The sequence below is a fragment of the Flavivirga jejuensis genome, from assembly GCF_030540765.1.
GTDB lineage: Bacteria > Bacteroidota > Bacteroidia > Flavobacteriales > Flavobacteriaceae > Flavivirga > Flavivirga jejuensis.
This window is the reverse complement of sequence record NZ_JAUOEL010000002.1, coordinates 575,582-591,121: the sequence shown is the minus strand read 5'-3', so window position 1 is coordinate 591,121 and position 15,540 is coordinate 575,582. Positions and strand designations below refer to the sequence as shown.

Here is a 15,540-nt window from a genome sequence, read left to right as displayed (position 1 = left end):
ATGAGTAGTACCAAAATATATTCAGTTATTGGGGTTGGGATTGGCCCCTTTAATTTAGGATTAGCAGCATTAATAGATCCAGTTGAAGAGCTATCAGCAATCTTTTTTGATCAAGTAGAAGCGTTTGATTGGCACCCAGGTTTAATGTTAGATTATGTAACCCTGCAAACACCTTTTTTGTGTGATTGTGTATCTATGGCAGATCCTACTAATCCTTATAGTTTTTTGAATTTTTTAAAACAAACAGGGCGGTTATATAAGTTTTTTATTAGAGAGAATTTTTATATTCTAAGAAAAGAGTACAACCTCTATTGCAAATGGGTGTCGCAACAATTATCTAGCTGTAAGTTTTCTCATAGGGTATCTTCTTTGGCATATAAAGATGGCGTTTATGAAGTAACGGTTCAGAACCTAAAAGAAAATAAGAGCGTTATTTATTATGCAGAAAATCTGGTTTTGGGAACAGGAACTAAACCAATTGTTCCAGAGTTTATTAATGAAGACGTAAAAAATAACGTATTTCATACATCAGACTATCTTTATAAAAAAGAGGAACTTCTAGAAAGCACTTCAGTTACAATCATTGGTTCAGGACAAAGTTCGGCAGAAGTATTTTATGATCTTTTACAACAAAAACCAGACAGCCTGAGATTGAAATGGTATACCAGACCAGATAGGTTGTTTCCAATGGAATACTCTAAACTAACTCTGGAATTAACATCACCAGATTTTGTTGATTACTTCTTCAATATGCCGTCAGATAAGCAGAAAGGGATGCTGTCCAGTCAATTTTCTCAGTTTAAGGGAATTAATTATGACCTTATTAATGAGATATATGATACGTTATATATGATGAGTGTAGGGGATAAAGAAGTTAATGTAAAAATACAACCTAATAGTCAATTAGATGATATAGAGAAGAATATTAACGGTTGCTATACATTACAGTTTACACAGGTAGAACAGGAAAGAAAATTCGAAGACACGAGCGAATATGTAGTATTAGGAACAGGATATAAGTACAGTGAACCAAAGTTCCTTCAAGGAATTAGTGAGCGCATTTCTCGCAAGGATAATGGGCAGTTTGATGTTAGCCGAAACTATAATATAGGAGCACATGCAAACGATATTTTTGTACAAAATGCAGAGATACATACTCATAGTCTTATATCTACTGATCTAGGTATGGGAGCATATCGTAATTCACACATTATTAATCAAATTGCTGGCAGAGAGGTGTATAAGATTGAAAAACGTATTGCTTTTCAGGATTTTGGAGTTGAAGCTAAGAAGCATGAAGTTAAGGTATTAGAAGAAAAATGAAAATAGTTTTATTTAGTATGCTTAATTTTTTCATAATAACTTGTTTTTCTCAGTCAGGTAGTATCAAGGGGCGGATTACAGATAAAGAAGGTCGATATATAGAAAATGCATCTGTTTTACTGGATGAAGATAAAGGTGTTATTACTGATTCTTTGGGATATATTTATTTTAAAGATATTGATAATGGTTCTTATACTTTAAAAGTTCATCATTTAAACTATATATATCAAGAAAAAAAGGTTGAGATTTTTAATGATTCAAAGACGGTTAATTTTACGCTTGTTAAAAATATGAATCATTTGAATGAAGTCGTTTTAACGCCTTTGATTGAAACAAAAGATCAGAAAGCAAAGAATTCTGGTTATAAGGTTGATATTATAAAAACAAGTAGTTATAAAAACCAATCTGTTAACCTAACCGATATAATTAAGCAAAGTTCAGGTATTCTTATTAGAGAAACTGGAGGTCTGGGATCCAATTTTAAACTTTCCATAAACGGCTTGTCTGGAAACAAAATAAGGTTTTTTATAGATGGTATTCCTATGGAAAACTTTGGTTCATCATTAACCCTTAATAATTTTCCTGTTAACCTTATAAAAAAAGTAGAAATATACAAAGGAGTTGTTCCTATAGAATTAGGTGCAGATGCATTGGGAGGAGCTATAAACATAAGCACTATTGACCTAAAAAAAACATATTTAGATGCCTCATATTCTTTAGGCTCCTTTAATACGCATAAGGCTTCTATTAATGGGCAATATACTCATGAAAAAGGGTTTTTTGCAGCTTTTTCTTATTTCAATAATTATTCTGATAATAATTATAGAATGGATGATGTAAATGTTTATGACCTTGATTTGGGTAATTATGAACAAACTATTAGCACAAATAGATTTCACGATTTATATAAATCCTATATGTTTAATGTAAAGGCAGGGGTAACGGATAAAAAATATGCCGACAAGCTATACGTAGGGTACATAGGAGCTAAAAACAGAAAGAACTACCAGCACCCAGACAGTAACATTGAAACGGTATATGGCGATTTTCATTCTAGAAATGAAACAAATATAGTCTCCATTAATTATGAAAAAAAAATAGGAAATCTTAATCTAAAAGGCTTTGCAGTGAAAGGGGTAATTAACAATGCTACTATTGATACGTCCTCTGTTAGATATAATTGGAATGAAGATACTATTCTTAGAGATGAAAACTCCTTGAAGGGAGAAATTTTCGACAGAAAAAGATTTTCTATCATCACAGATAATATTATAAGAAGCAGCCTATCCTCTTCATATCGTATTGATAACTATAACGCTATAAAATTAAACATAAGCCAAAATTACTTGAAAAGAAAAGGTGAGGATAAGGTGGATGAATTTAATTATACATTTCAGAATCCAAATTACTTGCATAAATTTTATGGAGGCATTTCTTATGCTTATAAGAGCAATAATAATAAAATTAGAGCTTCGGTATTTGCAAAAAGATTTATGTATAAAGCAAATATAAAAATACAGCCCCAAAAAGAAGGAACGCTTGTATCTAACGAACAAAACATTAATAAAACAGGCTACGGAGCAACATTTTCTTATAAAGCAACGAAAAATACCTTAATAAAAACGTCTTTTGAAAACGCCTATAGACTACCCAATGATTATGAGATATTGGGAGATGGCGTGTTTGTAGAATATAACGAAAATTTAGAACCAGAAAAAAGCAACAACATTAATTTAGGTGTTTTAAATACTTCTAAATTGAAGGATATACGTATAAAATCTGAAGCAAATATCTTTTTAAGGTTTTCAGAAAATTTTATTCAACTAGGTGCTTCGGGTGGACCATATAGCCAATATGAAAACATCGATAACGTTAGGTCTCAAGGAATAGAAGCCAATATAGATTTAAGGGTAAATAAATATTTTGCCTTTAATGTTAATGCTACCTACCAGAAAATTATAGATAGAACAAAATTAAGGAATGGTTTACCTAATGAAAGTTATAATACTGAGGTTCCTAATATTCCTTATTTCTTTACAAATTCCAGAATAACAATTACCCCTCTTGATTTTCAAAATAAGAATGAACTATCCCTTTATTTAGATAGTAGATATACAAAAGATTTTTTTCTTACTTCAGAAAATTCAGGAGATATAAATACCAAGAGAATTATTCCTTCACAGTTTCTTAATGATGTAACCTTGGCATATTCGATGAAAAAAGGCATGTATAATCTGTCTCTTTCATGCTTAAATATTTTTGACACCAAAGCTTATGATAATTTTAATATACAAAAACCAGGAAGATCCTTTTTTGTGAAATTTAGGTTTTATCTACTAAACGGAAAATGAATAAAATAAGATCAAATAAATTATAAATAAATAAATCAAAAATGAACAAAATGAGAACGAATTTTTTATTACTAACAACTTTAATAGGCATAATATTTTTATCATCATGCTCAAGCGATGATAACCCAACAACGCCACCTATTATTAATGAAGGAGCCTCAAAACTTGTAATGCAACTTTACTTAAATCAAAGTAGTCCAAGTCAATCTTATATTATAAGTTTAGACAATATCGAGGATCTTATGACAGGAGAAATTTCTGCAGATCAGCAAGGTATTGAAGAACCTGAAGGATACAGGTTTGGTGTTCCTGTAGGAAACAAAGCATTATTTTCTTTTGGATACGCCAGCAGTACGTTAAATGCCATTTCTTATATAAATAATGAAGGTATCATTGATACAGATGACAAACCATTTCTTTATGATAGAGTTTTTCAAAGATTTACTGTTTCTGAAGATGGTAGTACACTTTTAGCTATGGAAGTTCCAGCGGGAGCTGGATATGAACAAAGACAAATTTCTTTTGTAGATACAGAAGATGTTAGAGTTACAAAAAAAGTAAAAACAGATGTTTATAAATCAGAAGAAGAAGGTTTAGTCGCATTACCAACAGGTCTTTTAATTAGAGGAGATAAATTATTTGTTCCTTATCAGGTTCATGATGTAGGCGGGCAATGGCAAACTCTAAGACCCAATTCTGCATTAATGGCAGTTTACTCTTATCCAGATGTAGAAGAAAATCCTATTAAAATAATTGAGGATGATAGAACTTGTAACATAGGTGTAAATGCATCTACATCAACACTTATAAAAACTGAGGAAGATGATATATATTCCCTTTCTTGTGGAGCCGTAGGAGCAGGTTTTAATACTGAAGCCGTTACAAAACCTTCTGGAATATTGAGAATAAAAAATGGAGAAACAGATTTTGATGAAAGTTATTTCTTTAACATAGAAGAAAAAACGGGTGGAAAAATATTTGGTCTCTCTTATCTAGGTAATAACATGGCCATAGCTTCAATTATTAATAACCCTGAGGTTGGAGAAGCATGGTCTGCTTATAATACCATATATAACCAATCGCTTGTCATTATAGATTTGGTAGCACAAACCGTATCTAACATAGATGGAATTCCTTTATTTAAATCAGGGTATTTCCCAACAGGAGTATTTGTTGAAGAAGGAAAAGCATATCCTACGATAGTTGCAGAAAATGAAGTGGCTATTTATCAGATTGATATTGCCACAGGCAAAGCGACTAAAGGAGCTATTGTAAAAGGAAAGGATCTTAGTGGGCTTACAAGACTAGACTTAGAACAATAATGAAAATTTAATTTTGAGAAGTCTGCAAGACGTATTCAAAATTGTAAGTTGAACTGCTTATGCTAGCAGGAAGGCTCATCCCAGTTTTTAATGGGATCAAGGTTTAATACCTCGTCCTTTGAGGCGATTCTTAATTATTGGATTCAGGGCTTATCCTGAGGTGTAATGCCTTTTATGTTGTAATACATAACAAAATTGAAAATGTCATATTGAGTGCGGTCGAAATACTATAAACAGCATGTTTTAAATGTTTTCGACCGAGCTCATACCGACATTAGGTATACTATTAATTTTGTTATGTACTTAATTTTATTTTATAAAAAATCATTCCCTTTTATGTATATATTTTAAGGTTTCAGTTTTAAATTATATAGACATGATTACTTGTTATGGTGATTTCAATCCTTATTAAAATATACAACGGGAATTAAAAAAAAAATTATGACTTTTATTTCACCCTCAGAATCTATTAAACATTTAGATAATAAAGTATGGTCTAAAATGAACAGACTACACTTAAAAAAAATTATTTCAGAATTTTCACATGAATGTTTATTAAAACCCAAGTTATTATCTACAGAAGATGATTGGGGATTATATCAACTTACACCTAACGACATTTCAATAGCGTACCATTTTAGAGCAAAAATCATGCATCTGGATCACTGGTTTATAGATGTTGATTCAATTAAAAAATATGATAAAGAAATAAGCAAACCTTTAGACTCCATAAAATTTATTATCGAATTCAAAGATATTTTAGGATTTAGTGATGCTGTATTACCTATGTATCTGGAGGAAATTTCAAGTACGCTTTACGGTAGTTGTTATGTTTATTCATTGGGTGAGCCTAGTGCAAAGAAATTAACAGAAGCCGATTACCAAACCATAGAACATGCTATGATAGCAGGTCATCCCTGTTTTGTAGCAAATAATGGTCGTGTTGGTTTTGATGCAGATGATTATAGAAGATATGCTCCAGAATCTGCAGATCCTTTTTCATTGATATGGCTTGCTGGACATAAAAGTAATACGGAGTTTACTTCTGTAACTGGTTTAAATTATAAAGATATGATGTTAGAAGAACTTGGAGATGATTTACATGCATCCTACACGAGTATTTTAACTTCAAAAAAAATAAATCCAGAAGAATATATATTTTTTCCAGTTCATCCGTGGCAGTGGTATAATAAACTAGCCATTATTTTTGCTTCCGATATAGCAAATGATTTATTGATTTATTTAGGGTGTAGCTTAGATAAATATTTACCGCAACAATCTATTCGCACTTTTTTTAATATAAGTAGTTCTAATAAACGTTATGTTAAAACATCGTTGTCTATACTTAATATGGGGTTTACTAGAGGAATGTCCCCTTATTATATGCGAACAACTCCTTCTATAAATGAATGGGTAGAAAAAATAGTAATAGAAGATGCCTATCTACAAGCGTGTAACTTTATTATTCTAAAAGAGGAAGCTACAGTAGGATATACTAATAGGTATTACCAAAATGCAACAGAGACAGATAATGATTATAAAAAAATGTCATGTGCTCTTTGGAGAGAAAGCCCTATGAAAAAGATTAAGCCTAATCAAAAATTAATGACTATGGCCGCTCTATTACATATAGATATGTATGGAGAATCCTTTTTGTCTGAGCTTATAAAAGCATCTAAAATTAGTGTTACTGATTGGGTGAAAAAATATATATATAGCTATTTAAGTCCTTTACTGCATTGTTTTTATAAGTATGATATGCGCTTTATGCCGCATGGAGAGAATATCATATTAGTTTTAGAAGATCATGTTCCTGTAAATATTATACTAAAAGACATAGGGGAAGAAGTCGCTGTAAATAAAAAGGAAGGACTTCCCGAGTCTGTTAAACGAATTGGAAGGCAGGTGTCTGATGAATTAAGGATTCTTTCAATTTACACACAAATATTTGATTGCTTTTTTAGGTTTTTATCCCCCATTCTTGTAGAACATTGTGATTGTAAGGAAGATGATTTTTGGCACATAGCAGCAGATTGTATCCATACATATCAACAACGATTCCCTGAGTTTAAAGATAAGTATGATTCTTGTAATTTATTTGCTCCCGAAGTTATAAAAACGTGTTTAAATAGATTACAAATACGAAATAACAGAAAAATGATAAACACCTCTAATTCTCATAAAGAACAACAACTTTCAGGAGTTTTAAAAAATCCTTTGGCAAATTTTAAATAGTTATAGATTTATATTATAAGCAAGAATTGTTATTAGTATTGAAGCATAAATTCATGCTACTAAATAAATTCAATTGTTCATTTAGTCTCGATGAAATTTTAAGAAGTCTGCAAGACATATTTAAAATTATAAGTTGAATCTGCCTATGCTGGCAGACAAAATCATTCTGGTTTTTAGTGGTATCAAGGTTTAATACCTCTGCCTCTGGGCAATTCTTATTATTGGGTCAAGGCAGTACAGAGCTATGAATGAATATTGTACAGGAATAACACTTCATTTCGGAGCAAAATCATTTGCGAAATGTGTAAAAAAACAACAAAATGAGTATTATACTACGTTTAAAAAATTATACAAATCTAATAAAAGGTGCATTTCTGGGCAAAGAGAAAAATTTACTAACAGGGAATATTAACCGTGCTATAGTAATACTTGCCATTCCAACAGCTTTAGAAATGTTAATGGAATCGTTATTTGTTTGCTTTAATTTATTTTTTGTAAGCAAATTAGGTACAAATGCCATATATATAGTCGGCATAACAGGGACTATAATTCAATTTGGATTTTCTATTGCCGTAGGGTTAGGTATAGCAGCTACTTCTATCATATCTAGGAGGATAGGAGAAAAGGAAAATAGAAAAGCAGGTTTAGCTACCATGCAAATACTTTATATTGGATTTGTAGCGTCTATTCTCTTAAGTCTTATTGGGGTTGTTTTTTATAAACAAATATTGCTTCTGGTAGGACTTCCAGAAGAACTCCTTATAGAAGCCAAGTGGTTTACAAGGATTATGTTTATAAGTCTTATTTTTCTTATACTAAGAGTTTCTATAAACGGAATTTTAAGAGGCGCAGGAAATGCGGCCATAGCCATGCGAGCCATATTTATATCCAATATAATAAATATAGTTTTGAGTCCTATTTTAATTTTTGGCTGGGGTTTAATTCCCGAATTTGGTTTATTAGGCTTGGCTCTAGCTGCGTTAATAGCTAGAATTTCAGGATTATTATATCAATGTTGGGCCTTAATTAAAGGAAAAACAGTTATTATTATTGGTAAAAATGAATTAAAACTTTCCATAGATATAATAAAAAAGATATTTAAAATTGGTATTAATGGAACTTTACAATACCTGGTTCCTGCCTCTAGTTGGATATTAATGGCTAAAATTATTTCATATCTCGGAGCTGATGTTTTTGCAGGGTATATTATAGCACAACGCATAACTTACCTAGCAATTATGCCAGCCTGGGGAATAGGAAATGCAGCAGGTATATTAACGGGGCAAAACTTGGGAGCCAACCAATTCGACAGAGCAGAAAAATCTGTATGGAAAGCAGGTTTTTATAATGTGTGTTTTTTATGCTTTCTTACTTTGCTTTTAAACCTTAATGCAGAATCTATGGTACGTTTTTTCTCTAAAGATCCCGAAGTAATTAAAAATGGGATCTTGTACCTCAATTATATTCTCATTGCCTATATATTATTAGGCTACACTATGGTTATTTCCAGAGCTCTTAATGCAGCTGGTGATGTAAAGGCGGTTACTTTATTATATGTAATTATGTTTTATATCATACAAATCCCTTTAGCTTACTTATTAGGTATTAACTTAGATTATGGTTCTAAAGGTATTTTCATAGCAATTCTTATTTCAGAATTAATTTTATCAACCATGTGTATCATCGTTTTTAAAAGAGGTAAATGGAAACATATAAAAATATAAATTCTAAATTTTAAAAAAATGAATACAACCGAACAATTATATAAAGTAATAGCAAAAGCCTTGGATATTTCTACTGAAATTATAACAGATCAACTAGAATATCAAAGCATAGTAGAATGGGACTCTATGAGTCATTTAATACTTGTAGAAGCACTAGAAACAACATATAACATAGAAATAGAAACAGAAGATATTTTAGAAATGAGTACAGTCGCAAAATTGAAAGACGTTTTGAAAAAAAAGAACATTGAAATGATATAAGCTTATAGGTATAGGCTAAAATTAATCAGGTTTAAAAAAATTAAGAATAATGAGACTGTATGATTTAATACAACAAAACAAAAACCTAAGATTCATAGATACGGTATCTGGAAAATCTTCAATGGTTACTGAATTTCATAAATCAATAGCAATAGAAAATTCTCAGGGTTTAGGATTTGTCTATAGCGATAATCAGATTGATTCAATAGAAGTGTTTTTGAATTTTTTAGAAAGTAATTTTACGATTTCTCTTTTAAATGCCCAATTAAATATTCAATTCAAACAAAGTCTGGAAGATATTTATCGACCTTATTATATTTATGACACTTCTAGAACTGAGATTGAAGGCTATAAAAAATGTTCAGTTTCAGAATCAATTACCTTGTTTAAAAGGAAGACAAAACAGGAAAACCCTATTAATAAGGACATCAAACTATTGTTAAGTACATCTGGTACGACTGGGAATCCAAAATTTGTTAAATTATCTGATAATAATTTGGTTAAAAATGCCATGTCTATTTTAGATTATTTGCCAATAACATCCCACGATATTGTACCGCTTAATATCCCAATTACATACGTTTATGGTCTATCTATTTTTACAACAAATTGTATAAAATCCAATACCATAGTTTGTACAAATAAAGATGTTTTACAAAAAGATTTTTGGGAAGATTTTAAAATATATAAATTTTCTACCCTTAGTGGCGTACCATATGTGTACGAAATGCTAAATAGAATTGGTTTCTTTAAAAAAGAACACGAATTTTTACGGTATATGACACAGGCAGGAGGGAAACTTAGTGAAAAATTAATCTCAATAATGATTGCCTATTCAAAAACACACAATATACCGTTTTTTACGCAGTATGGGCAGACCGAAGCTGCTGGTCGTATGGCTTTTTTACATCCTAATGATTTATTAACAAGAGAATATTCCATTGGAAAGCCTATTAAAGGAGGGGAATTTGAATTAAAAGAGGGAACTAATGAGCTGATATATTATGGAGAAAATGTTTTTGGTGGCTATGCGAAAGGATTAGATGATTTAGTTACATTTAATAAATCCAATAAGCTATTTACTGGAGATATTGCTAAAAAGGATGCAGATGGGTATTATTATATTGTAGGAAGAATTAAGCGTATTATGAAATTGTTTGGCACCAGAATTAATTTAGATGAGGTTGAATTAATTTTAAAAAATAACTTAGACGGAAATACTTTTATTTGTACTTGTATTGAGGATAAATACTTATCTATAAATTATCTTAATAAAGAGTTGACCGATAATTCCATTAAAAAAGTTTTAAGAGAAAAACTTAATCTTCATTCTAGCTCTTTAGTTATAAAATATATAGAAAATATCCCTTTGACGACTAATGGGAAAGTAGATTATAAAGCGATTACAAAAAATGAGGATTAATTTTAGAACCTATAAATCAAATAGAGCTTAGTGATGAATCTGGCGACTTTTCAATAAAAATTGATTCTATTGGAGAAAAAAAACAGTTTTGGATTAGCTTATGTTTATGACTTTGAAGATAATATTAGCATAAAAAAAGGAAGTCAATTAAGAATAAAATGGAAATAAAAAGTTTTGGCTAAGTGTTTTAATTCGAAATTAAGTATATTTTTAACCTGTATAAACCATAGTCTAGATGTTGTACTTATTTTGATAAGATTTTGAATTTAATACGTCCTGAGTTTCCCACCTGGGAAACACATTTTACACTAATCATTAAATGAATTCCATTAAAACAATAAAAGACCAACTAAACAGAATCATTCATTTAAAAGAAACTCCAAAACGCATTGTATCGTTGGTACCGAGTCAAACCGAACTATTATGTGATTTAGGTTTAGAAGATTTTCTTGTTGGTGTTACGAAGTTTTGTGTACACCCGCGTCATATTAGAAAAGATGTAACTATTGTAGGTGGTACGAAGCAACTTCATTTAGATAAAATAAAAGCATTACAACCAGATATTATTCTGTGTAATAAAGAAGAGAATACCAAAGCTATAGTAGAAGCTTGCGAGTCTATTTGCAATGTACATGTGTCAGACATTTTTATAATTGACGATAGTTTAGAATTGATCCGTCAATACGGAGCGGTTTTTAATAAATTAGAAGAAGCTTCTACTGTAATAAATAATATAGAAAGTGAGATAAAAGATTTCAATACGTTTATTAAAAATAAACCCCAGTTAAAAGTTGTTTATTTTATATGGAAAACCCCATGGATGGTTGCAGGAAATAATACGTTTATTAATTATTTATTGAAGCTTAATAAATTTGAGAATATTTTTGATAATGAGAGTCGGTATCCAGAAATAAAACTTAGTAAATCGACTATAAATAAAGATGTAAATATTGTGCTCTTATCTAGCGAGCCTTACCCGTTTAAAGAAAAGCATAAAAGAGACATACAAGAATTTTATCCCAACGCAAAAGTAATACTAGCAGACGGTGAGATGTTTTCCTGGTATGGCTCCAGACTTACTAAAGCTTTTAAATATTTTAAAAGCTTGCGCCTAAATCTTTAGAATAAACAACCTTAGTAGTATCCTCTACAAAGTTTGCAATGCTTTTTTCTAATTCTTTTAAGCTAATTAGCTTATTTAAATTTGGTTTTATTTTACCAACTCTACAAAAATGTGTACTCATAACTTCTTTTTATATAAAGTACGTACAATCAGGTGTTTTAGATGTGATAAAAAAGTTAAGGAATTACTAAATTTTATATAGAAGTTTGGGCAGATTCCCTAGATAAGTATTTTAATCTATTAAGCTTATTGAGTAATTTAATAGCTCGATATTCAGAAATGTCACTTAGAGCAGAATCTGTTTGACGAAAATTGTAAGCTTGCTCAATAAGTTCTTTATAACGTTGGTTGAGTTTTCTTTGATGAATTTTTATGTCGTCGATCGGTTTCATGTTATTCCCCAAATAATCAAGTACTTAAATATACCTTTTTTATTTAGAAAACAAAAAAATAACCAAACTATTTCCTTAAAACATCTTCATTTTTAAGAGTTTATAAACATTTGTTAATTTGGGAATTCTCGCACCTTGGGCAGAATTTCCAATTCACTTTTCCTTAAGAACCATCAAAACTGCTGATTGGGCAGTTTTTGGGTGAGGTAAAATAATAAAATAGAAGAAAATAGAATAAAGAAGCTGTCTAAAAAGTGTCATCCTATGTTTGCAAAAAAGTTAGTGTCATTCAGAAGGCTATCGAAAACAAAATATATTTTGTTTGAAGATATAAGTGAAGCTTACGACTGAAGAATCTTTAGAGATTAATAATAAAGATTCTTCGCTTTTATGAATGATAAGTAATTGAAATTTAGTTGTTTGTAAAGTGTTTCAATGGTGGCATTCCGACAATTGTCGGAATGCTCTGAATGAATAAAGTTTATCACTTTTTAGGCAGCCTCTAATAATTAAGAAGGGAAGCCCTTTTATCGTCGTGGTATCTGTACATTACGTCAATACTGGGAAACCTTTACTAATGATAAAAATATTACTGCAGCTTTTGATGGTTTAGATATAAAACAATAGTTTTAACTTCCAACTTCCAACTTCCAACTTCCAACTTCCAACTTCCAAAAACCTTTAGTCCTGTAAAGCAAAGACCTTTTTCAATAAATCTGTTGTTCTGGAAGCAGTTTTAGTTCGAATCTCTGCTTCTTCAATAGCAATCATAGTAAATACACCTTTTAAAGCTTCTCCTGTAACATAATCTGTTAAATCTGGGTTCACATCACTTGTAAAAGGAATATCATTATACTTATTTATCAAGTTAGCCCAAATTTTATCAGCTCCAACTTTACCAAAAGAGCTTTTTATAACAGGACTAAATTTATTGTATAAAGCAGTTTGAGTTTTGCTGTTTAAATATTGAGTAGCAGCATCGTTATTGCCTAACAAAATATTTTTAGCATCTGCAAACGTAATACCTTTAACGGCATCAACAAAAATTGGTGTTGCTTCTTTTACTGCATCTTCAGCAGCTCTGTTAAGTACCTTTAAGCCTTCATCTGCTAATTTACTTAAACCTACATCTCTAAGCGTTTTATCAACCTTCTGTAATTCTTGAGGCAATAAAATTTTAACAAGGCTATTATTATAAAAACCATCTGTTTGTGTCAGTTTTGTAACTTGTTTATCAATTCCAAAATCCAATGCTTGTCTTAATCCAGAAGCAATTTCAGTATTACCAATAATACCTCCAGTCGTTTGAGGCAATTGATTAACAACTTGTTGTAACTCTGCACATGCAGTAAGGTTAAAAATTAAACCAAATACTAAAAGTTTACGAATCATATTTTTTTTGATTTTATATATTTTACAAAGATATGTTTTAGATGTTTAAATAATTTTAAAATATACTATTATTCTATTTTAAGATTTCCTTTGATAAAAAAGACACCTTGAGAACAAGGTGCCTTTAATAACAAACCAAATAATCCTGGGATAAACTAATCGTTTAGGATTATTTTATTTTAACCTAAGTACATTGGACACAAAGAAAAAAGAAAAGTCACAACTTTATTTTAGTACATGACAAAAATTATCAAATACTTTTTGTCTGGTCGGGCGCAATCGAGACCTTTGATTGGCAAATACATTATAAATATTTTGATTTAAGGTATCTGGTACGAGCGATAATTATGGAATCAATGTAAAAAGGGAACATCTAAATATAAACAATACCTTATAACAAAAGAAGCACCTTAAAAAGGTGCTTCTAGAATTTAAAACAAAGATCACTCCCTCAATTTTTAGTTACTCAAAATTCTAAATTCAATTTTTTTATTTTTTTGTGATCAGATTCTATACTATCAACACTATTAGAGCAACGGTTTACTAATCTTGTTTCTTCATACTCTTTGGCAGATAATCTACTTCTGGAAATACCTCTTACTACTAAATAGTTTATACGTTATATTTAATAATTGACTTAGACAAAAAAATAAAATTTAGTTAGTCGTATAATATTACAAATATATAATTTAGTAGTATATATATTACATGTTTTAGACACAGAAAAAGAATATACGTCACATTTAATTTTAAAAAAGAATTAATAATATGATTTAAAAGTTTAAATATTATTGAGATTAATACCCGATAGCGTGGATTTGTACCTTAAATCCGTGCTATCGTGTCATCGCGTTAGTAGGTTTCAAAAAATTCTTTATTCTGAAAATTCTTCGATCCTTGGGGTGGATTCCCAATTACATAATTCCTTTGGAGTCATAAAAACTGTAAAAAAGGAACTCTGGGTGAGGTAAAATATAAAATTCGGTGGTTTCTCTAAGAAAAAATAACTGTTTTATTATTGTAGACCATCACTTTTCTATTGGCATGTAATTTAACCGCATTGGATAAAACAATTTTTTCTAAATCCCTTCCCTTAGCTATTAAATCTTGAATAGAATGCGTATGAGACACATGTGCTACATCTTGTTCAATTATTGGGCCAGCGTCTAGCTCTTCGGTTACATAATGACTTGTGGCTCCAATAATTTTAACACCACGTTTATATGCCGAATGATATGGTTTTGCACCTACAAATGCAGGGAGAAAAGAATGATGAATATTAATTATCTTGTTAGGGTATTTACTAATAAGTTTACCAGAAACAATTTGCATATATCTTGCTAAAACTATAAAATCTATACGATGTGCTTCTAATAGTTCCAATTGTTTGTTTTCAGCATCATTTTTAGTGTCTTTAGTAACAGGTATATGATGAAATGGGATTTTAAAATTATCAGCAATAGGTTTTAGATCTAAATGATTACTGACTATAAATGGAATTTCTAAATTTAGTTCACCAGAATTATAGCGTCCTAATAAATCGTATAGACAATGGTCATATTTAGAAATAAACAAGGCCATTTTTGGCTTCACTTCCGAAGAGTAAATACGCCATTTCATGTCAAACCCATTGACTAAAGTGTTTTTAAATGATTCCTTAAAATCATCAGTAGAGAAGGAATCTTTTGTAAATTCACTTTCTAAACGCATAAAAAAGATGTTTTGCTCTCTATCAACATGTTGATCTACGTAAACAATATTGCCGCCTTCTTTAGCTATAAAATTTGTTACAGAAGCAATGATATTAGAACGGTCTTTACAATGGATTAAAATGGTAATCTTATTCATGTGATTAAAAATCGATTAGTTCCAAAATTAATCTAAAAAATATATAAGAGACTGTTGATATTATAATTTTAGATAATTTTATATGAATGGCTTATTTTTTTGAATATTTCGTAAATTGCGGCACTTAAAATTAAGATTCTTTACGA

At 30.2% G+C, this 15,540-nt stretch carries 12 protein-coding genes; 8 read left to right on the top strand and 4 right to left on the bottom strand.

The features are described 5' to 3' along the window. The 8 genes from Q4Q40_RS07455 (at window position 1) to Q4Q40_RS07420 (ending at window position 11,762) form a co-directional block, all read left to right on the top strand. Window positions 1-1,323 (top strand): lysine N(6)-hydroxylase/L-ornithine N(5)-oxygenase family protein, encoded by a 1,323-nt coding sequence (locus Q4Q40_RS07455; RefSeq protein ID WP_303301158.1) that lies wholly within the window; start codon window positions 1-3, stop codon window positions 1,321-1,323. Beyond that, window positions 1,320-3,674 carry a TonB-dependent receptor domain-containing protein gene (locus tag Q4Q40_RS07450; protein ID WP_303301157.1) on the top strand — a complete coding sequence of 785 codons (2,355 nt, stop codon included), beginning with the start codon at window positions 1,320-1,322 and terminating at the stop codon, window positions 3,672-3,674. The genes Q4Q40_RS07455 and Q4Q40_RS07450 overlap by 4 nt, the downstream gene beginning before the upstream one ends. A gap of 50 nt (window positions 3,675-3,724) precedes the next feature. Next, entirely contained in the window at window positions 3,725-4,996 is a 1,272-nt protein-coding gene (locus Q4Q40_RS07445) for a DUF4374 domain-containing protein (protein ID WP_303301156.1), read from the top strand. 441 nt (window positions 4,997-5,437) lie between these two features. Continuing rightward, entirely contained in the window at window positions 5,438-7,231 is a 1,794-nt protein-coding gene (locus Q4Q40_RS07440) for an IucA/IucC family protein (RefSeq protein ID WP_303301155.1), read from the top strand. Window positions 7,232-7,551: 320 nt separating this feature from the next. Further along, window positions 7,552-8,955 carry an MATE family efflux transporter gene (locus tag Q4Q40_RS07435; protein WP_303301154.1) on the top strand — a complete coding sequence of 468 codons (1,404 nt, stop codon included), beginning with the start codon at window positions 7,552-7,554 and terminating at the stop codon, window positions 8,953-8,955. 18 nt (window positions 8,956-8,973) lie between these two features. Further along, complete coding sequence (locus Q4Q40_RS07430) at window positions 8,974-9,216, top strand: acyl carrier protein (RefSeq protein ID WP_303301153.1); 243 nt, start codon at window positions 8,974-8,976, stop codon at window positions 9,214-9,216. Between the two features lie 49 nt (window positions 9,217-9,265). Further along, on the top strand, window positions 9,266-10,639 hold the full coding sequence (locus Q4Q40_RS07425; protein ID WP_303301152.1) for an AMP-binding protein: 1,374 nt from the start codon (window positions 9,266-9,268) through the stop codon (window positions 10,637-10,639). A gap of 319 nt (window positions 10,640-10,958) precedes the next feature. Then, window positions 10,959-11,762, top strand: coding sequence for an ABC transporter substrate-binding protein (locus tag Q4Q40_RS07420; RefSeq protein ID WP_303301151.1), 804 nt, complete (start codon window positions 10,959-10,961; stop codon window positions 11,760-11,762). Here Q4Q40_RS07420 and Q4Q40_RS07415 read toward each other — a convergent pair. From Q4Q40_RS07415 to purU, 4 genes are all read right to left on the bottom strand, one after another. Further along, window positions 11,737-11,883: a hypothetical protein gene (locus Q4Q40_RS07415; RefSeq protein WP_303301150.1), complete on the bottom strand. Its 147-nt coding sequence runs from the start codon at window positions 11,881-11,883 to the stop codon at window positions 11,737-11,739. The genes Q4Q40_RS07420 and Q4Q40_RS07415 overlap by 26 nt on opposite strands. Before the next feature lie 73 nt (window positions 11,884-11,956). After that, on the bottom strand, window positions 11,957-12,154 hold the full coding sequence (locus Q4Q40_RS07410; protein WP_303301149.1) for a Lacal_2735 family protein: 198 nt from the start codon (window positions 12,152-12,154) through the stop codon (window positions 11,957-11,959). A gap of 681 nt (window positions 12,155-12,835) precedes the next feature. Continuing rightward, entirely contained in the window at window positions 12,836-13,546 is a 711-nt protein-coding gene (locus Q4Q40_RS07405) for a DUF4197 domain-containing protein (RefSeq protein ID WP_303301148.1), read from the bottom strand. Between the two features lie 993 nt (window positions 13,547-14,539). Further along, window positions 14,540-15,394, bottom strand: coding sequence for a formyltetrahydrofolate deformylase (gene purU, locus Q4Q40_RS07400; RefSeq protein WP_303301147.1), 855 nt, complete (start codon window positions 15,392-15,394; stop codon window positions 14,540-14,542). Window positions 15,395-15,540 lie beyond the last annotated feature (146 nt).